Source organism: Dyadobacter sp. HNCC25DJ185, assembly GCF_056895195.1.
The window spans coordinates 1-22,463 of the sequence record NZ_JBXHAR010000020.1 but is presented as its reverse complement, the minus strand read 5'-3'; the positions used below and the strand labels follow the sequence as shown (position 1 = coordinate 22,463).

The window sequence follows — 22,463 nt, the reverse complement described above, 5'->3', positions numbered from 1 at the left end:
GGATTAGTCGGATCAAATCAAAAACTTGTGGAGGGGATAGGATTTATCTAGGTTTGTGTTTTTAATCAAACCAGTTCGTTTTGGAGAGCTTCTTGCCGCTTATTGAGTCATCTTACTGGATTTGCAAGCGCCTGAACCGTCAACGATCTTGGAAAGCTCGACGTGATCGGTCACGCCCAGTCAAGGCTACTCAAAGGTGATAGGAAGCGGACTAAAGCTTGGGGCACCCTATTATCGTTGTATTTTTATGAAATAAATGAAATAAAAATTTCTTTTTATATATTTGCATCAGTGAACCTTCATCGGATATAATCAATATGAAATCTTTTAATACTAGTTGGTGGTGGCGTGCACGTCTTAAAAAGATGGACGAGTAGCTATTGCTTTGGTATATAATATACTTTACAAACGGCTCGCTGTTCATCTGACAGCGAGCCGTTTTTTTATGCACTTTACATTATTTACAAATGAATAACCAAACTACATCCTTCAAAATAATTACTCGCCACAAAAAATTGCTGGCGGACACTCTAACCCCCGTCTCAATTTACCTAAAACTAAGAGACAGGTTCGTAAATACCATTCTGCTGGAAAGTTCTGACTACCACGGCAACGAAAACTCGTATACATACATCTGCTGTAACCCGGTCGCATCTTTCAAACTCAATGGAGGAGTAGTAACACAGGAATTTCCCGACGGAAAAAATGTCACTTTCTCTCTTTCTGATCCAAAAGATGCTGTTCAATCATTATATCGTTTTGCTCAGAGCTTCATATCTGAAAAAAATACTTTCCCCTTCGTTACCAATGGTTTGTTTGGCCATATGACATACGACGCTGTGACTTACTTCGAAGATATAGCGTTACAGCCAGCCAGCCCCGAAACCGAAATAGACCAAATCTTTTATCAAGCCTACCGCTACGTCATCGTCATAAACCATTTCAAAAACGAGCTTTACATCTTCGAGCATCACTATGGTCAAGAATCGGATGATAATGGCTTTGAACAAATCGAGATCCTGATCAAAAACAGGAACTTCCCCAAATATGATTTTCGAATTATTTCAGAAGAAACTTCCAATGTCACCGACGATGAAATGCGAGCAGTGATTCAGAGAGGAATAGATCACTGTCTCCGTGGAGATGTCTTTCAAATTGTTCCTTCTCGTAGGTTCAGCAGGTCGTTCCAGGGAGATGAGTTTAATGTCTACCGGGCCCTGCGCTCTATAAATCCTTCTCCCTACCTGTTCTATTTTGATTATGGAAACTATAAAATTTTCGGCTCTTCTCCCGAAAAACAGATATTCATAAAAAATGGACAGGCGGAAATACATCCCATCGCAGGCACTTTCAGAAGAACGGGGGATGATCTGGCCGACGCCGAAGCGGCTCAACAACTTTTAAATGATCCCAAGGAAACAGCTGAACACGTGATGCTGGTTGATCTTGCCCGCAATGACCTCAGCCGTAGCTGCGATGAGGTCAAAGTAACCAACTATAAAGAAGTCCAATACTATTCCCATGTTATACATTTGGTTTCCAAAGTTGTAGGGAAAATGAACAAGGGCGTTAATCCATTGCAGCTAGTAGCGGATACTTTTCCCGCCGGAACCCTCTCCGGTGCCCCAAAACACAACGCAATGAAACTCATTGACCAGATGGAAAATAGCAACCGAAGCATATACGGCGGCGCAATTGGGTTTATGGATTTCAATGGTGATTTTAATCACGCCATTGCCATAAGAACGTTCCTCAGCAAAGACAATACACTGTTTTTCAGGGCGGGAATGGGAGTTGTTGCAAAATCCGACGTGGAAAGCGAATTACAAGAAATAAATAATAAGCTGGCTGCCTTGAGACAAGCCATCAAAGTTGCAGAAGAAATATAAAACCAAGATGGCCCAGATCAAAATATACGGCTTAAAGTCCTCTCTTTATCCTATTCGTGAACAATTCAGCGATGTTTTACATTCCTGTATTACAGATGCGTTTAAGTATCCTAAAAATAAAAGAGCCCACAGGTTCTTCTATTTGGAAAAAAGCGATTTTTTCTATCCCGAAGGAAGAAGCGATCGATACACCATCATAGAAATTTCTCTTTTTGAGGGGCGCTCTCCGGAAGCTAAAAGGGCGCTTTATCAATTCATCTTCGATAGATTGTACGCTCAACTGGCCATATCTTCGAATGACATTGAGATCACGTTAACGGAAACGCCCATGCAAAACTGGGGAATCAGAGGCAAACCGGGAGACGAGCTGGTACTGGATTACAATGTAGCCGTTTAAATCAATCTGAAATTATTTGTTATAATGAAAATTCTTGTTCTGGACAACTACGATTCATTCACGTACAACCTTGTCTACATATTGAGAGAGTTGAATGATCAGGTAGACATTTTCCGCAATGATAAAATTGCCCTCGAGGATATCTCCAAATACGACAAAATACTACTGTCCCCTGGTCCCGGGATTCCATCTGAGGCTGGAATTATGCACGATCTGATCCGTGAATACGGTTCTCAAAAAAGCATTTTAGGTATCTGTTTGGGCCACCAGGGAATCGGGGAAGTGTATGGTGCAACACTCGAAAATATGACAGATGTACTGCACGGTATAAGCGACACGGCTTTCGTCACTGATTCAACCGAAAGAATTTTTCAGGGGTTACCCCCGCAGATAAAGGTAGGCCGTTATCATTCATGGACTGTTATTCCTGAATCTTTCACCGATGATCTGACCATCACTGCCTTGGACGAGAAAGGGAGGGTTATGGGGCTCTCACATAAAAAGTTTGACGTGAAGGGATTGCAGTTCCACCCGGAATCGGTACTTACGGAGTATGGCAAAGAGATGCTGAAAAACTGGCTGAACATTTGATCCGCTCATCTCCATCGAAAATTAACCGCTTTTGTTTCAAAACAAATGACCTTCCATTTTATAATGAAAACTATTCTTAGCCACCTCTTTGAGTATAAAGTACTGAGTAAAGAGCAAGCCAAAAATGTACTGATCAACATAAGTACCGGCAAATATTCAAACTCTGAGATAGCCTCTTTTCTTACGATTTATGCAATGAGAAGCATTACCGTTGAAGAACTCGAAGGTTTCCGGGATGCGATGCTGGAATTATGCCTCGCCGTAGATCTGTCTGAGTATGACCCTATAGACGTTTGCGGTACAGGCGGAGACGGTAAAGATACTTTCAACATTTCTACTTTGTCTTGTTTTGTGGTGGCAGGGACGGGGCAAAGGGTTGCCAAACATGGAAATCATGGTGTCTCTTCGCTCTGCGGATCCTCTACGGTTCTTGAATATCTTGGAGCAAAGTTTACGAATGACAAAGATTATCTGGAACGCAAAATTGACAAAGCTGGCGTTTGCTTTTTGCACGCGCCGTTATTTCATCCCGCGATGAAAAATGTGGCGCCTGTCCGGAAGGAATTAGGCATTAAAACTTTTTTCAATATGCTTGGCCCGATGGTCAATCCAGTCTCGCCCAAAAAACAGCTTGTAGGGGTGTTTAGTCTTGAATTGGCCCGTCTTTTTGCTTATCTTTACCAACAAACGGACAAGCAATTTCTTGTTCTCCACACGTTAGACGGATACGACGAAGTGTCATTAACAGGTGCTTTCAAGATCATTACAGCTCACTCTGAGCAGATACTTACTCCCTCACAGCTAGGGTTGCAAACCTTGCGCGCTCAAGACCTCTCTGGGGGTAAAACCGTAGAAGATTCGGCGCGGATATTCATGAATGTCCTGAACGACGAAGCTACAAGTGCCCAAAAACAGGCAGTGCTTGCCAACGCAGCGATGGCTTTGTATTGTGCAAATCCTTCAATGTCACTGACTGATTCTGTCCAGGCTGCCCGTGAATCTCTCGAGAGTAAGCAAGCATTGAAAAGTTTTAAAACATTAATAGAAGATTAGCCCGAAAACGAAGGTTGCCGGTTGATTTACAGAGACCTAAATCGATGAATATTTTAGACAAGATCATTGCGCGCAAGAAAGAAGAGGTTCAGACCTCGAAAGCCGTTAAGCCCGTTTCGGTTTTAGAAAAAGAACCTGGCTTTACCCGTAAGACCACATCTCTTGCCCGTGCTTTAAAAACGTCTTCCTTTCCCAGGATTATCTCCGAGTTCAAACGTAAATCCCCATCAAAAGGGATCATTAATGATCAGGTATTTCCAGAGCTTGTAACCAGGGATTATGTAAATGCAGGAGCTGCCGGATTGTCTGTACTTACTGACCATGATTTCTTCGGAGGATCCTTTTCTGATTTTTTGAAGGCCCGGGAAGCGAATCCGAAGGTTCCCATCCTAAGAAAGGATTTTATAGTTAATGAATATCAACTGTTTGAAGCTAAGGCCATTGGCGCAGATATCATTCTTCTCATAGCTGCCTGTCTAGCCCCTTCAGAAATAGCCGCCTTAAGTAAGCGTGCCCATCTGTTAGGGCTGGAAGTGCTATTGGAAGTTCATAACAAAGAAGAATTAGAAATAAGCCTGGGAGATCATATTGATATCGTGGGTGTTAACAATCGCAATCTAAAAACATTTGAAACTTCTATAGAAACATCAATTGCTCTTAGCGAACAGATTCCTGATTCTTTTGTTAAGATATCTGAAAGCGGTTTGAAAGATGCTGGTACAATTTTGAAGTTGTATCAACACGGCTATAAAGGTTTTTTGATCGGAGAAACATTTATGAAGACTGCAAATCCCGGAGCCGCACTTGCAGATTTGCAGAAAGACTTAACTCAACATAGCAATATAAATTCCCTGGGTCTATGAAAATTAAAGTTTGCGGACTGCGCCAGCAAGACAACATTGAAAAGGTAGTTGCATTACAGCCTAACTTTATCGGGTTCATTTTCTACGAAAAATCGCCTCGTTTTGTTGGGGAAGGGTTAAATCAAGAATACATCAGGAGCATTCCTCAGGGTATCAGGAAAGTGGGGGTTTTTGTAAATGCAAGCCCTGGGTATATTCTCAGCACGGTAAAAAAATATGACCTGCAATATGCTCAGCTTCATGGTAATGAAATGCCCGATATCTGCAGAAGTATTCGCCAGAAAGGAGTAAGTGTGATCAAAGCCTTTTCGATCAACGAGCAGTTCAACTTCGCAATGCTCAATAATTATAAGTCTTTTTGCGACCTATTCCTGTTCGATACCAAAGGGGAAAACCCGGGGGGGAACGGAACTTCGTTTGACTGGAATTTATTAAAGCGTTACGACAATGAAAAACCTTTTCTTTTGAGCGGCGGAATTGGTCTCGACAATATTGAAGAAATCATCACCCTATCCAAAACACTTCCCATTTACGGTATTGATGTCAACAGCAAGTTTGAAACCGAACCAGGTATCAAGGATATTTCAAAGTTAGAGGAGTTGTTCAGTTTGATAAGAGTAAAAAAACAAGAAGAGGCGGAAGCCTGATTTTTATGGATATAGTAACAGAAAAGAGATCGTATCAGGTTGATAGTAAGGGTTACTATGGGACTTTTGGTGGTGCTTTTATCCCCGAAATGTTGTACCCCAATGTGGAAGAGCTTCGTGAAAACTATCTGCAGATTATTTCAGATCCTTCTTTTCAAAAAGAATATAGCGATCTGCTGCGTAATTATGTAGGTCGGCCTACACCGCTTTACAGAGCTGGAAGGCTTTCTGAAAAATATAAAACCAACGTTTTTTTAAAGCGGGAAGATCTTTGCCATACAGGCGCCCATAAGGTGAACAACACCATCGGGCAAATTCTAATGGCGCAGAGACTTGGCAAAAAACGCATCGTAGCAGAAACAGGCGCAGGCCAGCATGGAGTAGCCACTGCAACAGTGTGTGCGTTAATGGATCTGGAATGCATTGTTTATATGGGCGAACTGGATATCGAGCGCCAGGCTCCTAATGTAGCCCGTATGAAAATGCTGGGTGCTGAAGTACGCCCTGCCACCTGCGGATCCCGTACATTAAAAGATGCTACCAATGAAGCAATGCGTCATTGGATAAATAATCCAGTTGACACTCATTACATTATCGGGTCGGTTGTTGGTCCGCATCCATATCCCGACATGGTTGCCCGCTTTCAATCTATCATTTCCGAAGAGATCAGATGGCAGCTAAAAGAGCAGACCGGTAAGGAAACGCCGGACTACGTTTTGGCTTGCGTAGGCGGCGGAAGCAATGCTGCCGGTGCTTTTTATCATTTTCTGCATGAAGAAAATGTAAAGCTCGTGGCCATTGAAGCCGCTGGAATGGGCGTAAACTCCGGACATTCTGCTGCAACGACTGCATTGGGAAAGCCTGGCGTCCTGCATGGTAGCCGTACCATACTGATGCAAACGGAAGACGGACAAGTCGTGGAACCTTTTTCCATATCCGCTGGTCTCGACTATCCCGGCATTGGACCTCAGCATGCCTATTTATATGACTCTGGCCGGGGCATTTTTATGTCTGCCACAGACGAAGAAGCTGTTCAGGCCGCATTTGAGCTTACCCGTTACGAAGGCATCATTCCGGCCCTTGAGTCTGCACATGCGTTGGCTGTACTGGGCCAGTTGGGCGCCACAAGGGATGAAACCGTGGTTGTGAACCTTTCAGGCCGCGGCGATAAGGATATGGCTACTTTCATGAAATACATCGACTAATCTTTCACCTCATCATTTACTTCAAATGGCTACATTGACATTGCCTGAGGTTTTCGACTTAAGACTGAAAATCCAGGAACTGGAAAGAAAAGTTAACTCCGGAGAATTGTCTCTTTTCGAGAGATGTGATCTGGAAGACGAAATTCTTGAACTTAAAGAAAAGCTTGGGGAATTCGACAGAATGAAATTCAGCGACGAGGGCGAATGTCTCAATTGTTCTGCTTAGGTTAAAATTATTTCCGCACTTTCTATCAATCGTTCATTTTAACCTGTAATCTCAAAAACATGAATTTTAAACTCCTTTTGATGGCCGGTATGCTCCTTTTCGGATCCATGGCTTTTGTTTCACCTGAAAACCCGACTCCTAAAAAAATGTTACGTCACGTCGTCCTGTTTAAATTTAAAGATTCTGCAACGCCGGCACAGGTAAAGGAAGTCGAAGATGCCTTCCGCGCTCTTCCATCAAAAATCAAGGAAATAAAAAGTTTAGAATGGGGTACCAATAACAGCCCGGAAGGCTTGGCCCAGGGATTTACCCATGTATTTTTTGTGACTTTCGATAGCGAAGCAGCACGCGAAGTGTACCTTCCTCATCCCGACCACAAAGCATTTGGAAAAATATTGGGCCCTTATTTGGATAAAGTATTGGTTGTTGATTACTGGACACAAGAATGAACCGGATTACAAAGCTTTTTCAGGACACAGAAAAAGATCGGTTCGGCGGGCTGCTGAACATCTACTTCACGGCGGGATTTCCCGGGCTGAACGATACCATGCGGGTTCTTCGTGCATTGCAGGACGGGGGAGCCGACCTGGTCGAGATTGGGATGCCTTATTCCGATCCGGTTGCGGACGGCGAAACCATTCAGAAAAGCAATGATCAGGCTCTGGAAAATGGCATGTCTGTCCGGGTATTGTTCGAACAATTGAAAGATATGCGCCAGACCATCTCCGTTCCGATTCTTCTGATGGGTTATGCGAATCCCGTTTTACAATATGGAATTGAAAATTTCTGCCGCAAATGCGCAGAAGTAGGCGTAGATGGACTTATTCTGCCTGATATGCCAATGGATGTATACCTGGATGAATACAAATCCATTTTTGACTCTTACGGCTTACTCAATATTTTTCTGATCACACCTCAGACGTCAGAAGCCCGTATCAGATTAATTGATGAGGTCAGTGAAGGCTTTATCTACACGGTATCTTCGGCGAGCGTCACAGGCTCAAAAAATGGGGTTAACGCTAATATGGAGTCTTACTTCGAAAGACTGAACAGCATGAATCTGAAAAATCCCCGTCTGATTGGCTTTGGCATTAAAGACCATGAGACTTATAAACAGGCTTCAAGTCATTCGGCAGGCGCCATCATCGGAAGTGCTTTTATCCGTGTTTTAATGGAAAGTACCAATCTGGAACAAGATATCAAGTCATTTGTGAGAGAGGTTAAGAACTATCCGGAAACAATTGCGATCTGATCCCTTTTGATTCTTTTAGAATTAGAGACAACTCTTTATGGGTTGTCTTTTTCATTTAAGCCCCATAGTTTACGATCTTACCTGCTCCCTCCGTACAATGCCTTCTTCTGCCCGTTGATACTGTACTTTTACGCAAAAAATGATTACATTTCTTCGTTTTAAGCGTATGCAAATGTTTGGTAATTTTTGTTTTGCGCATACGTTATGAAATCTTCACAGATATAAAAAAAACACCTATGGCTCCTTTCACTCCGGCAATGGAAGGCCTGTTGCTCCGCATTCAGGAATACCGTCAAAAATACTATCAAAACCAGTTGTTAAAGGGCATCATATTCTCTTTGGGCCTTTTGCTTTCTGTTTTCCTTTTTTTTAACACCATCGAATACTTCGGACGATTCAGCTCTCTGGTCCGGGGGATGCTTTTCTTTGGATTTCTCGCCGTCGTTGTGTTTTCTTTTTTTCAATGGGTTATCCAGCCGATCATTCATTTATCCGGACTGAGAAAACCAATATCTGACGAAGACGCCGCATTGCAAATCGGGCAGTACTTTCCGGAAATAGGGGACAAGCTGGTTAATACCCTGCAGCTCAGAAGCCTTTCCGGGACCCAATCGGACCTGATTGAGGCTAGTATTCGCCAAAAGTCAGGTCAACTGCTTATCGTGAGATTTTCTGATGCAATACGCTTCAATGAAAACAAGAAGCGCATTAAGTACGCCATTTATCCCCTGGCGGCCATTGCTGTTATCCTGCTCTTTAACCCAGCCTTCTTTTCATCAAGTTCTGATCGCATCATCCACTTTCAGAAAAACTACACCTATGCGCCATTTTCTTTTATTCTTGAAAACAAAAGCTTAAAAGCTTTCAGAAATGAAGATTTCACTTTAAAGCTGGCGTTAAAAGGGGAGGCATTGCCTGCCGCGGTTTACCTGGTACAAAATGGATCGAGATTTAAACTTACCCCGGAAGGCAACCGAAATTTCTCATATACCTTTAAAAATCTGCAACGGGACGTCACCTTTTCGTTTGATGCAGCCGGATATGCCTCTGATGAATACAAAGTCGTCGTCAATGAGAGGCCTTCCCTGCTTTCATTCGATGTTAACCTGCATTATCCCGCCTACCTCAACAAGCCTTCCGAGGGCCTAAGTAACGTAGGGAACCTGTCTGTGCCGGAGGGAACGACCATTGAATGGAATTTTAACACCAATTCAACCAAATCGCTTGCCATCCGTTTTGAGAACGATTCGGCTTTATATCAGGCTAAGGAAAGCAATGGGCATTTTGCGGTGCGCAAAGCGGTGCGCAAATCTTCTCAATACCAGGTTGCCTTAAAAAATGAAGAGACCACCAATGCAGATAAAATAGGTTATTTTATCAATGTTATTCCCGACAAATTCCCGGTACTCAACCTCGAAAATTTCCAGGACACAACGCTTTATAACTATCTGGTACTTGGTGGTTCCATTAGTGACGACTATGGATTTTCGCAACTCAAAATGTTTTATTCTATTAAGCGCGCCAATGAAAACAGTTCGTCACAGGGCAAGAGCATTCCCATTCCCTTCAACAAAACCGTCAATACACAGAGCTTCTTTTTTCAATGGTATGTAGATAGCCTTAAACTGGCTCCTGGTGATAAAATTGAATATTATGCTCAGGTTTGGGACAATGATGGCGTGAACGGAGCAAAGAGCGCACGTTCACGGTCGATTCAGTTTACGGTCCCCTCGAAAGATCAGCTTGAAGCGGAAATCAAAAAATCCGAGCAGGAAACAGAAAAGCAAATGCAATCGGCGATGAAGAAAGCCCAAAGCTTGCGGAAGGATCTGGATAACCTGGATAACAAACTGAAAAGCAATAAAGAACTGGATTTCAAAGAACAAAAACAGATTGAGGAGGTACTCCGCAAGCGCGAAGAACTCATGAAGGAACTCCAGGCTTTGCAGGAAAAACATCAGAATTCGAACGAAAAGTCAAAACAATTCAATCAGCAAAGTCCTGAATTGCAAAGCAAGATCGAACAGTTGCAAAAACTGATGAACGATCTGATGGACAACGATACTGATAAACTTTATAAAGAGTTAAAAAAACTCCTCGAACAAAAGCAGAGCGAGCGTTTGTCCAGCATGATGGAGAAGTTGCGTAATAAAGAAAACAACCTGGAAAAAGAATTGGAACGCACCATGAAGCTCTTCAAACAAATGCAGATGGAGCAGAAAATGGAAAATCTCGTTGAAAAGCTGAACGATCTGGCAGAAAAAGAAGAGACTTTGGCGGATAAGACCCAGGAAAACGAGAAAAATAAAAATGGTGACGAGAAAAAGGGAAAGAATGAAGACCTAAAAAAGGAACAGGAAAAAATCCAGGAGGACTTCAAAAAAGCCCAGGAGAACACGGAGGAAATTGAAGAGATGAGCAAGGAGCTGGAACAACCCATCGATCCCCAGAAGGAGGAGCAAAAAAACGCTTCTGAGCAGATGGAACAGAGTAAGCAGCAGTTAGACAAGCAACAGAATTCCAAAGCTTCTCAGTCGCAAAAAAATGCTGCTAAATCCATGAAGAAAATGTCCCAGTCCATGTCAGAAGCTATGGAGGCTGCTGAAATGGAACAAATGCAGGAAAACATGGATGCATTAAGAGATATACTCGAAAACCTGATCACGCTTTCCTTCGACCAGGAAGCGCTTATGAAGGATTTCAGGGGCGTTAGTCTTCAGGACCCTCGGTTTATAAAACTCGGGCAGCAGCAACTGAAACTGAAAGACGACGCAAAAGTCGTTGAGGATAGTTTGTATGCTTTGGCCAATCGGGTAGTGCAGATCCAGTCTTTCATTACCCGTGAATTGAATGACATGAAATCATACATGAATGAAAGTGTGAAAAGCATCAAAGACAGACAGATCAATACAGCTACCGCCAAACAGCAATTTGCAATGACTTCGATGAATAATCTTGCGCTCATGCTGAGTGATGTTTTCAACCAGATGCAACAGCAAATGGCGATGGCTATGCCCGGAAGTGGCAAAGGGAAAAAAGGCAAGCAGAAAGGCGAATCGCCTGGTATGGGAGAAATGCAGGAAAAGTTGAACGGACAGATCAAGCAGCTTGGCGAGGGAAAAGAAGGGCAGGGAAATAACTCCGAGAAGCTTGCACGAATGGCGGCTGAGCAGGCGGCCATTCGTAAAATGATACAGGATCTGATGGATTCACAAAAAGGTACCGAGGCAGGTAAACAGTTTGGTAAAGAACTACAGGAAATTTCCGATAAGATGGACGAAACGGAAACCGACCTGGTGAACAAGCGGATTACTCCGGAACTGATTAAGCGCAATCAGGAAATTACAACACGACTATTGGAATCAGAGAAGGCAATGAAAGAGCAGGACGAGGATGAGCAACGCAAAGCTCAAAGTGCCAAACAACTTCCACGACAACCACCTCCGGCTTTTGAGAAATACATTCGCGAAAAGGAAAAGCAAACTGAACTGCTTCGCACGATACCGCCTACGTTTTCTCCGTTCTACAAACGCGAAGTGGACACTTACTTCCGAAAATACCAGGCGAAGAACTGATTATTTATTCATTTTGTTGAATTCAACCTAAGGTTAACACTTTTTATGAAGTTGTTAACCTTAGTGCTTTTAAGACAAACGTTATCTTAATCAGATACTTAGTATGTTTGCAAATTAATTAACCATAAAATGCTCAATTTCTTCTCTGAAGACATCGATTTCACTATATCCAATCCTCTAAAAACAAAAAAGTGGATAAAAAACACCTCTAAATCAGAAGGTTACGAGATTTCGACATTGAATTATATCTTTTGTTCTGACGAGTATCTCCTGGAAATCAATAAACAATACCTTGATCACAACTACTTTACGGATATCATTACGTTTGACAACAGTGAGGAAGACAATGTCCTTGAAGGGGATATCTACATCAGTGTCGAAAGGGTTGAGGAGAATGCAAAAACGTTTCACAGTGATTTTGCTACCGAAATGCGTAGAGTGTTGATTCATGGTCTCCTACATTTGGTTGGTTACGAAGACTCCGACGATCAGCTAAAACAGATCATGAGGAGCAAAGAGGACGAGTACCTTACACAGTTTTGATTAACATTCCACGTGGAACACTTTAATTAAAGTGATTTAATAGAATAGAATATGTTTCAAGAATATGACGTCATTGTAGTAGGCGCAGGACATGCGGGATGCGAGGCGGCGGCGGCAGCGGCGACAATGGGTTCGTCCGTTTTACTGATTACAATGAACATGCACACCATCGCTCAGATGTCGTGTAATCCGGCAATGGGCGGTGTTGCGAAGGGACAAATCGTCCGAGAAATTGATGCCCTTGGAGGACAATCGGGAATTGTAAGCGACAAGACCATGATCCAATTCCGAATGCTGAATTTATCCAAGGGACCCGCCATGTGGAGTCCACGCTGCCAAAGCGACCGGGCCCTCTTCGCACAAGAATGGAGGAGTATCCTTGAAAACAACCCCAACGTTGATTTCTGGCAAGATACTGCGAAGGAAATCATTGTAGAAAACGGCCAGGCCTGTGGAGTTAAAACAAGTCTCGGGATCGAAATTCGTTCCAAAGCTGTAGTACTTACAAACGGGACTTTCTTAAACGGCTTGATACATATTGGCGAGAAAAACTTTGGCGGAGGCCGCACCGGTGAGAAATCAGCGACCGGAATCACGGAGCAACTTGTTACCCTAGGCTTTCAAGCCGGCCGGATGAAAACAGGTACACCTCCCCGGGTTGACGGTCGTTCACTCGACTATTCCAAAATGGAAGAACAGCCCGGCGATGAAGTCCCGGCAAAATTTTCATATTCCGATACCAAGCCATTGACCAAACAGAGAAGCTGCTGGATCACCTACACCAATACCGAAGTGCACGATCTGCTCAGGACTGGCTTTGAAAAATCTCCAATGTTTTCCGGCAGGATTAAAGGACTCGGACCCCGATATTGTCCCTCCGTCGAAGACAAAATCAACCGGTTTGCGGATAAAGATCGTCATCAGATCTTTGTGGAGCCCGAAGGCTGGGATACAGTTGAAGTTTACGTCAACGGCTTTTCAACTTCTCTGCCCGAAGACGTGCAATACGCGGCATTACGTAAGATACCAGGCTTTGAAAATGCTAAAATGTTCCGTCCGGGCTACGCGATCGAATATGACTACTTTCCTCCCACGCAGCTCAAATCAACGCTGGAAACGCATTTAATCACAAACCTGTTCTTCGCTGGGCAAATTAATGGGACTACCGGCTACGAGGAAGCTGCCTGTCAGGGCCTGATGGCTGGAATCAATGCGCACCGTAATGTTAACAACCTCGGACCATTTGTACTCAAACGATCCGAAGCATACATTGGCGTTCTGATCGACGATCTTATCAATAAAGGTACTGAGGAACCTTACCGGATGTTCACGTCACGCGCCGAATACCGCACTCTTTTAAGGCAAGATAACGCCGACATCCGCTTAACGGAAAAAGGTCATCAAATAGGGCTCGCGAGTAATGAAAGGCTGCGCAATGTACTGTTGAAAAAGGAGCAAGTAGGGGAGATCCTTCAATCCCTCACTACCACAAAAATTACGCCCGACGAAATAAACAGTTTTCTGGAATCAATAGGCACCGCACCCCTGAAGGAAAAAACAAGCATTGCTCAATTACTCAGAAGACCTCAAATTTCAATTAACCAACTCGTCAAGGCGAGCCCGCTGATAGCCAGCTTGCTCAAAAAATACTGCGAAGATTCTGTCCAACAAGCTGAGATCAACTTGAAATATGATAGCTACATTGAGAAGGAAATGCTCCTGGTAGAAAAAATGAACAAGCTTGAGAACCTGAATATCATTGACAATTTCAACTACGATATTGTGACTTCCCTTTCCCACGAAGGCCGGGAAAAATTGAAAAGAACCCGTCCCTCAACCATCGGGCAAGCGTCAAGAATCAGCGGGGTAAGTCCCTCCGACATCTCTGTATTAATGCTCTTTATCGGCCGCTAATGTCATTAGAAACACTCCAGAACTGCCCAGTTTGCAACAAATCCAGCTTCAGTAATTTTCTGAACGTGGAAGATTATACCGTGTCACACAAGGAATTCACCATTCAGCAATGCAATTCCTGTTATTTCTTATTTACAAATCCACGCCCCGACGAAGCTTCCATAGGTGCTTACTACCAGTCACAGGACTATATTTCCCACCATGATGAGGCCAAGGATTTGATAAGCAAAATCTACAAGTCTGTAAGAAATTACACCGTAACTCAAAAAGTTAAACTGATCAATCAACTGTCCAACTCTAAGGGAAAGCTTCTTGATATCGGCTCCGGAACGGGCAATTTTGCCGGCGCCGCTCGCCAAGATGGCTGGAAAGTTCTGGGCACCGAACCGGATCCTGAGGCCCGGAAAGTAGCATTTAAAAAGGCAGGTGTCGATGTGTTCGATAGCATTTATGTTGATAGTTTAAAATCAGAACTATTCGATATCATCACGCTGTGGCATGTTCTCGAGCATGTTCACAGCCTCAATGAAACCCTGTACTGGCTTACTCAGCACCTCAGCGAAAATGGTACCATCATTATAGCCGTACCGAATCCCGACGCGTTCGATGCACAAAAGTATGGACGATTCTGGGCAGCTTACGACGTGCCAAGGCACCTTTATCACTTTACAAAAAATACAATGAAACAGCTGATAAGCAAACATCATCTGGAAGTAATTGACGTTCTTCCGATGTGGTTCGACTCCTTTTATGTAAGCATGCTCAGCACAAAATACAGACAGAATAAAATGGATATGATAGACAGTATTGCAACTGGCCTGCGCTCCAACTGGAAGAGCAAATCGAGCAAAGAGAAAACAGTCAATACTTCAAGTCTTATCTACGTCATTAAGAAAAAATAAATTTTAACGCCATCAAACGGCCCTCAATACCGGTGTATTGGGGGCTTTTTAAATACATAGAACAATGCTCAGGATTATATTTTTCGCAGTTGTATGTCTGCTTATCTTCGAACGCTGTGCCCAGCAAGTTTCGCCCACTGGCGGAAAAAAAGACTCGATCCCTCCAAATCTCGTAGAAAGTAATCCACTCAATAAGACCCTGAACTTCAAAGGCAAAAAGATCGAGCTCTTCTTTGACGAATATGTAGTTGTTGACAATATCAACCAAAAGCTCGTCATAACCCCAGAAGCGGATAACCCGTACTCTTATAAACAAAATGGAATGTCGGTATTGCTTACATTCAAAAATACATTCAAAGACAGCACCACCTTTACGCTGAATTTCGGGGACGGCATCAAAGACTATGCGGAAAAAAACCCGGCGAAAAACTTAAAACTGGTGTTCAGTACGGGCAACTCGCTTGACTCCGGAAGGGTCTACGGAACACTTAAAGATATAAAAACAAACAGACCTATTTTCGACGCGCTGGTCGGTCTTTATAATGTTAGCGATACCCTGAATATTGCCAAACAGAAACCCTACTATTTTTCAAGAACCGACAGCAGTGGTATTTTTTCAATTGAAAACATACAGATGAGAACCTATAAATTGATTGCAATTGACGACAAAAACAGAAACATGCTCTATAATGCGAAAGACGAGCGTATGGGTTTTTTGAGCAAACCGATCAACGCCGGTTCAGACTCCGTTTCTTACAACCTCAATATGTTCCTTTCCGATAATACGCCCCTTAAAATTCAGAGAACAATCCCGAAAGTGAATAATTACTCGGTTGTCTTTAGCAAGCCAATTGAAAAAGTCGCGGTCACATTCATGAATAAAGACACCCTTCCTTATCTTTTAGAAGCAGGCGGGTCACTCAAATTCTTTAACGTCGAACCGCATCCCGACTCTACCTCGGTTAAGTTATCAGCCACAGATTCGCTTGGAACCGTTACAGATTTCGAGCAAAAGATAGCATTTCAGGCGCAGCGCGGGAAGGAGAGGCAAAGAGATCCCTTAACCTTTACCACCCAGCCAGAACCCAATAAACCACTCACCAATGAATTCATTTATAAAATTGTTTTAAGCAAGCCTATCCGGTTTATAGACGACCAAAAAATCGCACTTATCACAGATAGCCTCACCCATGAACCCCTGAATGCATTCAAATGGAGTTGGAACCCAAACCACAATATTTTGACCATCAATGCAAAATCATTTGCCAAAGACAGCATCAAATGGGATATCCCAAAAGGCTCTATTATCAGCGTTGAAGGCGATACTCTTGCTAAAACCTTACTGAAACATCCTGTTTTAAAAGAAGAAGATTATGGGCAAATAAAAGGTCGCGTAGTGAACAGCGAGCCCACTACTCATTTTATTGTCCAATTGGTTGACGAGCAATACAAGGTCGTTGACTTTGCAACTTCCTCACCCTACACATTCCGTCATATTCCCCAGGGAAAATACTTTCTAAGGATCATCATCGACTTGAATAATAACCAAAGGTGGGACACTGGCGAAATGGACAAAGATCTCCAGCCGGAACCGATCTACTACCTCAAGGACAAGATTCTTCTTAAGGCCAATTTTGAGCTGAACGACATTAACATTACAATCCCTAAGTAAAATTCTCAACTAATTTATCCATATAGTGTGGATAACTATGTCGATAACTCTCATTTCTTGTTTATAACACCCTCAATTTTGTGCGTATCTCTGTGGATAACCAGCCATTTATGTGGATAAATTTTGATCTCTGACCCCAGCGTGGATAAAACACATCCAATCCGAAGTTAACAGCATGTGGATACACTTAAGGAGATGTGGATACGAAATAGAGGCTTACCGGCTCTACTTTTCAACAAATACATTCTAGAAATAAATTGCTAACTTGTAATACAGGCAGTTGATTGTTGAAAATAAATTTTTCTGATGTTGATAATCGAACATAGTTATACACAAAATGTGGATAAGTGTGTTAATCTACAGTGGATACTATAGTTTTCCCCATATCCACAGCAATAGATAATGGTAATAACTAAAAAGAAATTTTTTTATCTATTATGAAAAAGTCTTTGAGATGGATTCTGTTGTACTTTTTAGTTTCCGCCGGGGGGGCCGGGGCGCTGGCCCAGAGTGAGAAAGAAATGGCTGAAGAATACTTCAAAAACGGCGACTGCGCCAAAGCCCTTACCTACTATTCCGCACTTTTGAAATTGTCGTTTGAACGGATGTCTCTCAAGAATTATACGAGCTGTATTATCAAAACGAAAGCCTGGGGGGATGCGGAGCAATTTTACAAAAAGCAGATTAAGAACGATGCTGCTAATGCCAGCTGGTATTACTTATATTGGGGAGTACTGCTGGAAGCGCAAGGGAAGACTCAAGAGGCTGCCAAAAAGAATGAGCTGTCCGTTACCTCGTCCGGCACGAGAACGGAGCTTAAAAGGGATATGGCTGATGAGTTCAGAGCCATTAACCAGCCTGAATGGGCCAAGAATATTCTATTGGATGCAAGGGCCGCCGCCAAACGGAATGACATATTTCAGCTGGAGCTGGCAAGCGTTTACAGAGACCTCAATGATCCCGAGAAAATGATCGACGAGCTCCTTTCATATGGCATGCGATACCAGAATACCGAAGTTGTCCAGAATATGCTGCAGGACTTTACAAAGGACGAAAAGGAGCAGACTTTGTTGGAAAAAGTCCTTTATGACAAGATTCAGAAGTTTCCGAATGAAGGCTTTTATAACGAACTGTTAATTTGGTATCAGATACAGAGGAAGGACTTTTATAAAGCATTCATTCAGGAGCGATCGCTTGACAAGAGGTTCAAGCACAATGGCGCAAGGCTTTATAATCTCGGTCAGCTGGCATTGCAAAATCTTGACTACGCCAACGCGGGGATGATCTTTGATCATTTGGTAAAAGAATATCCTAAAGGCCAATTGTACCCGGTGGCAAGAAGAATGGCGATTTTCGCGAGAGAAGAACAAGTCAAAAACACCTATCCAATTAAACGCACAGAAGTACAGAAACTTCTCGGCCAATACCAGCAGCTGGTTGACGAACTGGGAGTGAACGTTCGTACCATTGAGGCCCTCAGGAACATGGCAATCCTCAATGCCTTTTATCTGGACGATTTCAAAAAGGCAATAGAAATTCTTCAGACAGCCATTGAGGCTGGTAAGCAGGAGAAGAATTTTGTGGACAAATGCAAGCTCGACCTCGGGGATATATATCTTCTGCAAGGCGAACCATGGGAAGCGACTCTGGTGTATTCACAAGTGGAGAAGTCTCAAAAAGATGATATTTTGGGATATGAAGCAAAATTGAGAAATGCAAAGCTTCACTACTATAAAGGAGAATTCTTGTTGGCAAAGGCGGTCCTGGATATTTTAAAGCATGCGACTTCACGTGAGATTGCAAACGACGCGAATGAACTTTCGTTGTTGATCATGGACAATACTGGACTGGATACTTTTGAGACAGCCATGAGGGAATATTCGTCTGTCGAACTCCTACTTTTCCAGAATAAAAAATTCGAAGCCATAGACTCACTAAAAAGCCTTTATCAGAGGTATCAGAACCACAGCCTTACTGACGAGATCATTTGGCTAAGGGCAAGGACTTACATTAAACTTGATAGTAATCAGCAAGCGCTTGAAGATTTGAAATTGCTATATTCCAAATTTGGCCATGACATATATGGTGACAACGCGTTATTCGAAATGGCGAAGCTGTATCAGGAAAAGTTGGATGACAAAGGTGAGGCAATGAAGCTCTATCAGGAATTGATGGAAAAATACCCGGGCAGTATTTTTGTTGCGGAATCGCGAAAGAGATTCAGGCTTCTGCGCGGTGACGTTATCAACTAAGGTTATCTGTATAAAATGTAAAGGGGTTGACGAGTCATGGACTTTTTAACCCTTTTACATTTAGGTATTCGCGTGCCTGAGTAGCTTAATTTTTTTTCAGAGAAACCTCACAGGCTTCAATTTGAGTTATATTACATGTAACTAACTCATCAAGAAGTTTTTGAACTCTAAAAATTCAGGTTTCATTTTGATGGATACTTTTTCAATTTCGAGCAAAGATTTCAGCTGATCAGGTACTTCGATGCTTTTCCCCAATGTCTGTTCAACGAGATCAAGAAATTTGGCCGGATGCGCGGTAGAGAGAAAAAGACCCGTAAAATCTGACGTATATTTTTTACGATACTCTTGCAATCCAAGATATGCCACTGCAGTATGCGGACACATGACATAGCCAGTGCTTCCATAAACCTGTCGCATTGCTTTTCGTGTTTGCTCATCGTCAAAATAAAAGCCGGAAATTTTCTCCGTCACCGATTTCCAGTCGTCGTTGAAAAATCGGGTTAGGCGGACAAAGTTACTAGGACTACCAACGTCCATAGCATTGGATATTGTTTCGACAGACGGATGCGGGTCATAGCCGCCTGTTTCTAGATAGCGGGGAACCGCGTTGTTCAAATTGGTTGAGGCAATAAAATGCGCGATGGGAAGTCCCATCCTAAGCGCGAGAAGGCCAGCACTCAGATTACCGAAATTGCCGCTTGGAACAGAAACAACAAGAGGCTTATCCAATTTCTTTAATTGGGCATAAGCCGCGAAGAAATAAAAGGACTGAGGTATAAGTCTTGCAATGTTAATGGAGTTGGCCGAAGCCAGGTTCAGTTTGGCATTCAATTCGGCGTCCAGGAATGCTTCTTTCACTAGTTTCTGGCAATCGTCAAAGGTACCGTCAATTTCTAGAGCTGTGATGTTGTGACCAAGGGTCGTTAATTGTTTTTCCTGAATATCGCTTACTTTGCCGCTTGGATACAGAATGGTAACCGAGATACCGGGTATTTTATGAAATCCCTGAGCAACAGCTCCACCGGTATCGCCCGAAGTTGCTACTAAAATCCTGATTTCCCTTTGAGACTTTGCTAAAAAATAAGACATAATAGCCGCCATAAAGCGTGCCCCAAAATCCTTAAAAGCCATAGAAGGCCCGTGAAAGAGCTCTAGAACATAATCATCTGTTGTAATCTGCTTGACAGGAGCTTCAAAATCATAAGCCTTTTCAATGATAGTTTCAATTTCAGTTCTTGTAATTTCGCCACCAAATAAAGTATCTGAGACTTCAACAGCAATTTCTTTAAAAGTCCTTTTTTCGATGCTATCAAGGAATTTTTGGGATACTTTCGGAATATATTCTGGCATGTATAGGCCATTATCAGCAGGAAGGCTGGTAAAAATTGCTTCTTCAAGGGAAGCCTTCAGGCTTGTGGTTTTGGTACTGTAGAACATCATTTGAAAATAATGAAAGTCAAAATTGGAGTGCAAATTTAACTAAAATCGATAGCGTAAACCTGACATGAGAAAATGTAAGCGGCTTTTTATGAATAATGAATAAAAATTAACAGATCGGGGCAGAATTTTGTTAAACAGAAATTACAATTAAGAGAACAAAACATCTTATATATGTCTATAGGTATTTTTAAAGTTCCAGCAGCCAGAAATGAGCCGGTCAAGAGTTATGCACCAGAGAGTGCCGAGAGAGCTGAGTTAAAGGAGGCATTAGCAGCCGCAAGAGCCAAAACAATTGACATTCCACAATATATAGGAGGTCAAGAGATCTTCTCCCAAAATAAGCGGAAAATAACGCCACCACATGACCATCAGCACCTGCTGGGGTATTTTCATGAAGGAACTGCTCATGACGTTACACAGGCAATAAAAGCAGCGCTTGGTGCCCGGCCCAAATGGTCAGCTCTAAATTGGGAACAGCGAGCTGCCATTTTTCTAAAGGCAGCCGACTTGATTGCCGGTCCATATCGGGCAGAGATAAATGCTGCGACAATGCTTGGTCAGTCAAAAAATGCTTATCAGGCGGAAATAGACTCTGCGTGCGAGATGATTGATTTCTTGCGGCTTAATGTGAATTTTATGAGGGAGATTTATGAGGGGCAACCCGTATCTTCTGATGGGGTATGGAACCGTATAGAGTATAGACCTCTGGAAGGATTTGTATTTGCCATAACACCATTCAATTTCACAGCAATTTCTGGAAATTTGCCTGCGGCACCTGCGTTGATGGGTAACGTTGTCTTATGGAAACCAGCATTCACTCAGGTCTATTCTGCGAATTTAATCATGAAAGTTTTTCGTGAAGCAGGGCTGCCAGATGGGGTGATCAATATGATCCTGGTGGATGGGCCTGTAGCAGGAGATGTGATTTTTAAGCATCCTGATTTTTCTGGTATTCATTTTACCGGAAGCACAAAGGTCTTTCAAGCAATATGGAAAACGATTGGAGAAAATATTTCGCTTTATAAATCTTTCCCGAGGATCGTGGGAGAAACAGGCGGCAAAGATTTTGTTCTCGCACATAAATCCGCTGATGCAAAGGCACTTGCAACAGGGTTAATCAGGGGTGCCTTTGAATATCAGGGGCAAAAGTGTTCCGCTGCATCAAGAGCTTATATTCCTTCTAATTTATGGGAGGAAGTAAAGGCATTGATGGTAAAAGATCTGGCGGAGATAAAAATGGGCGGAGTGGAGGACTTCTCCAATTTTGTAAATGCAGTGATAGATGAGAAGTCTTTTGATAAAATAGTTGCCTATATAGAAGGCGCCAACACGAGCAATGACACCGAAATTATTGCGGGAGGAGGGTTCGATAAAAGTAAAGGTTATTTCATTCAGCCTACCATTATTCAAGCCTTTAAAACAGACTATGTGACGCTTTGTGAAGAGATATTCGGTCCGGTATTAACTGTTTATGTTTATGATGAAGATGGTTTTGAGGAAATAATACCAATTATCGATTCAACGTCACCTTATGCTTTGACGGGTGCCGTTTTTGCCAGAGACCGTTATGCGGTTCATTATGCTACTCAACATTTGGTAAACGCTGCCGGGAACTTTTATGTCAATGATAAACCAACTGGTGCAGTAGTGGGTCAGCAACCTTTTGGCGGCGCCCGTGGATCTGGAACAAATGATAAAGCTGGCTCGGTTTTGAATTTGTTACGTTGGGTGTCCCCCAGGGCAATTAAGGAAACATTGAATTCCCCGACAGACTACAGATATCCCTTCTTATCGGAGTAATAGTTGTATAATTTTCAAGATTAATTTAAAAACTTCAAGAACTTTACGTGAATTGAAGTTTTTTTTCGATCTAAATTCGGAAGTAAAAAATCTTTTTCTACCTTTGCAATCCCAATCGCAAACAGAGCGAGAGAAAAGAAGAAAAGAAATCGCGATTGGCACTGTTCTTTGACATGATGAGATAGACCAAAAGAGTAAGAAATACTCGTTTGAATAGAATCAAGGCTACTTTGGTAGCAAAT

19 protein-coding genes are annotated in these 22,463 nt (G+C 42.7%); 17 read left to right on the top strand and 2 right to left on the bottom strand.

From position 1 onward, the window contains the following. Positions 1–467 precede the first annotated feature (467 nt). From AC1XUF_RS31715 to AC1XUF_RS31640, 16 genes are all read left to right on the top strand, one after another. Entirely contained in the window at positions 468–1,889 is a 1,422-nt protein-coding gene (locus AC1XUF_RS31715; protein ID WP_483345900.1) for an anthranilate synthase component I family protein, read from the top strand. A gap of 7 nt (positions 1,890–1,896) precedes the next feature. Further along, entirely contained in the window at positions 1,897–2,286 is a 390-nt protein-coding gene (locus AC1XUF_RS31710; protein ID WP_483345899.1) for a tautomerase family protein, read from the top strand. Positions 2,287–2,310: 24 nt separating this feature from the next. Beyond that, complete coding sequence (locus AC1XUF_RS31705; protein ID WP_483345898.1) at positions 2,311–2,877, top strand: anthranilate synthase component II; 567 nt, start codon at positions 2,311–2,313, stop codon at positions 2,875–2,877. A gap of 63 nt (positions 2,878–2,940) precedes the next feature. Next, entirely contained in the window at positions 2,941–3,930 is a 990-nt protein-coding gene (gene trpD / locus AC1XUF_RS31700) for an anthranilate phosphoribosyltransferase (protein ID WP_483345897.1), read from the top strand. Between the two features lie 44 nt (positions 3,931–3,974). Then, positions 3,975–4,793: an indole-3-glycerol phosphate synthase TrpC gene (gene trpC, locus AC1XUF_RS31695; protein WP_483345896.1), complete on the top strand. Its 819-nt coding sequence runs from the start codon at positions 3,975–3,977 to the stop codon at positions 4,791–4,793. Then, complete coding sequence (locus AC1XUF_RS31690; RefSeq protein WP_483345895.1) at positions 4,790–5,440, top strand: phosphoribosylanthranilate isomerase; 651 nt, start codon at positions 4,790–4,792, stop codon at positions 5,438–5,440. The genes trpC and AC1XUF_RS31690 overlap by 4 nt, the downstream gene beginning before the upstream one ends. Positions 5,441–5,445: 5 nt before the next feature. Next, entirely contained in the window at positions 5,446–6,645 is a 1,200-nt protein-coding gene (trpB, locus tag AC1XUF_RS31685) for a tryptophan synthase subunit beta (protein WP_483345894.1), read from the top strand. 25 nt (positions 6,646–6,670) lie between these two features. Beyond that, positions 6,671–6,871: a hypothetical protein gene (locus AC1XUF_RS31680; RefSeq protein ID WP_483345893.1), complete on the top strand. Its 201-nt coding sequence runs from the start codon at positions 6,671–6,673 to the stop codon at positions 6,869–6,871. Positions 6,872–6,951: 80 nt separating this feature from the next. Next, positions 6,952–7,320: a Dabb family protein gene (locus AC1XUF_RS31675; RefSeq protein WP_483345902.1), complete on the top strand. Its 369-nt coding sequence runs from the start codon at positions 6,952–6,954 to the stop codon at positions 7,318–7,320. After that, positions 7,317–8,123, top strand: coding sequence for a tryptophan synthase subunit alpha (gene trpA, locus AC1XUF_RS31670; RefSeq protein ID WP_483345892.1), 807 nt, complete (start codon positions 7,317–7,319; stop codon positions 8,121–8,123). Before AC1XUF_RS31675 ends, trpA begins: the two co-directional genes overlap by 4 nt. 257 nt (positions 8,124–8,380) lie before the next feature. After that, the gene (locus AC1XUF_RS31665) at positions 8,381–11,698 is read left to right on the top strand and encodes a DUF4175 family protein (protein ID WP_483345901.1); all 3,318 of its coding nucleotides are present in this window, start codon (positions 8,381–8,383) and stop codon (positions 11,696–11,698) included. A 129-nt stretch (positions 11,699–11,827) separates the two neighbouring features. Continuing rightward, positions 11,828–12,241 (top strand): rRNA maturation RNase YbeY, encoded by a 414-nt coding sequence (gene ybeY / locus AC1XUF_RS31660; RefSeq protein WP_483345891.1) that lies wholly within the window; start codon positions 11,828–11,830, stop codon positions 12,239–12,241. Between the two features lie 51 nt (positions 12,242–12,292). Then, the gene (gene mnmG / locus AC1XUF_RS31655) at positions 12,293–14,155 is read left to right on the top strand and encodes a tRNA uridine-5-carboxymethylaminomethyl(34) synthesis enzyme MnmG (protein ID WP_483345890.1); all 1,863 of its coding nucleotides are present in this window, start codon (positions 12,293–12,295) and stop codon (positions 14,153–14,155) included. Further along, on the top strand, positions 14,155–15,057 hold the full coding sequence (locus AC1XUF_RS31650) for a class I SAM-dependent methyltransferase (RefSeq protein ID WP_483345889.1): 903 nt from the start codon (positions 14,155–14,157) through the stop codon (positions 15,055–15,057). Before mnmG ends, AC1XUF_RS31650 begins: the two co-directional genes overlap by 1 nt. A 64-nt stretch (positions 15,058–15,121) precedes the next feature. Further along, positions 15,122–16,729 (top strand): Ig-like domain-containing domain, encoded by a 1,608-nt coding sequence (locus AC1XUF_RS31645; RefSeq protein WP_483345888.1) that lies wholly within the window; start codon positions 15,122–15,124, stop codon positions 16,727–16,729. A 437-nt stretch (positions 16,730–17,166) separates the two neighbouring features. Then, positions 17,167–18,981 (top strand): tetratricopeptide repeat protein, encoded by a 1,815-nt coding sequence (locus AC1XUF_RS31640; RefSeq protein WP_483345887.1) that lies wholly within the window; start codon positions 17,167–17,169, stop codon positions 18,979–18,981. 141 nt (positions 18,982–19,122) lie between these two features. Here AC1XUF_RS31640 and thrC read toward each other — a convergent pair whose 3' ends face one another. After that, on the bottom strand, positions 19,123–20,421 hold the full coding sequence (gene thrC, locus AC1XUF_RS31635; RefSeq protein ID WP_483345886.1) for a threonine synthase: 1,299 nt from the start codon (positions 20,419–20,421) through the stop codon (positions 19,123–19,125). A gap of 171 nt (positions 20,422–20,592) precedes the next feature. Here thrC and pruA point away from each other — a divergent pair, with 171 nt between their 5' ends. Then, entirely contained in the window at positions 20,593–22,221 is a 1,629-nt protein-coding gene (gene pruA / locus AC1XUF_RS31630; protein ID WP_483345885.1) for an L-glutamate gamma-semialdehyde dehydrogenase, read from the top strand. A gap of 20 nt (positions 22,222–22,241) precedes the next feature. On the opposite strand, the gene AC1XUF_RS31625 is transcribed toward pruA, so the two are convergent. Continuing rightward, positions 22,242–22,463 (bottom strand): hypothetical protein (locus AC1XUF_RS31625; RefSeq protein ID WP_483345884.1); only part of this gene is annotated, 222 nt, incomplete at its 5' end.

Coding starts and splice junctions, on each gene's coding strand:
- AC1XUF_RS31715 (WP_483345900.1), top strand. CDS start 468: ATGAATAACCAAACTACATCCTTCAAAATAATTACTCGCCACAAAAAA.
- AC1XUF_RS31710 (WP_483345899.1), top strand. CDS start 1,897: ATGGCCCAGATCAAAATATACGGCTTAAAGTCCTCTCTTTATCCTATT.
- AC1XUF_RS31705 (WP_483345898.1), top strand. CDS start 2,311: ATGAAAATTCTTGTTCTGGACAACTACGATTCATTCACGTACAACCTT.
- trpD (WP_483345897.1), top strand. CDS start 2,941: ATGAAAACTATTCTTAGCCACCTCTTTGAGTATAAAGTACTGAGTAAA.
- trpC (WP_483345896.1), top strand. CDS start 3,975: ATGAATATTTTAGACAAGATCATTGCGCGCAAGAAAGAAGAGGTTCAG.
- AC1XUF_RS31690 (WP_483345895.1), top strand. CDS start 4,790: ATGAAAATTAAAGTTTGCGGACTGCGCCAGCAAGACAACATTGAAAAG.
- trpB (WP_483345894.1), top strand. CDS start 5,446: ATGGATATAGTAACAGAAAAGAGATCGTATCAGGTTGATAGTAAGGGT.
- AC1XUF_RS31680 (WP_483345893.1), top strand. CDS start 6,671: ATGGCTACATTGACATTGCCTGAGGTTTTCGACTTAAGACTGAAAATC.
- AC1XUF_RS31675 (WP_483345902.1), top strand. CDS start 6,952: ATGGCCGGTATGCTCCTTTTCGGATCCATGGCTTTTGTTTCACCTGAA.
- trpA (WP_483345892.1), top strand. CDS start 7,317: ATGAACCGGATTACAAAGCTTTTTCAGGACACAGAAAAAGATCGGTTC.
- AC1XUF_RS31665 (WP_483345901.1), top strand. CDS start 8,381: ATGGAAGGCCTGTTGCTCCGCATTCAGGAATACCGTCAAAAATACTAT.
- ybeY (WP_483345891.1), top strand. CDS start 11,828: ATGCTCAATTTCTTCTCTGAAGACATCGATTTCACTATATCCAATCCT.
- mnmG (WP_483345890.1), top strand. CDS start 12,293: ATGTTTCAAGAATATGACGTCATTGTAGTAGGCGCAGGACATGCGGGA.
- AC1XUF_RS31650 (WP_483345889.1), top strand. CDS start 14,155: ATGTCATTAGAAACACTCCAGAACTGCCCAGTTTGCAACAAATCCAGC.
- AC1XUF_RS31645 (WP_483345888.1), top strand. CDS start 15,122: ATGCTCAGGATTATATTTTTCGCAGTTGTATGTCTGCTTATCTTCGAA.
- AC1XUF_RS31640 (WP_483345887.1), top strand. CDS start 17,167: ATGAAAAAGTCTTTGAGATGGATTCTGTTGTACTTTTTAGTTTCCGCC.
- thrC (WP_483345886.1), bottom strand. CDS start 20,421: ATGATGTTCTACAGTACCAAAACCACAAGCCTGAAGGCTTCCCTTGAA.
- pruA (WP_483345885.1), top strand. CDS start 20,593: ATGTCTATAGGTATTTTTAAAGTTCCAGCAGCCAGAAATGAGCCGGTC.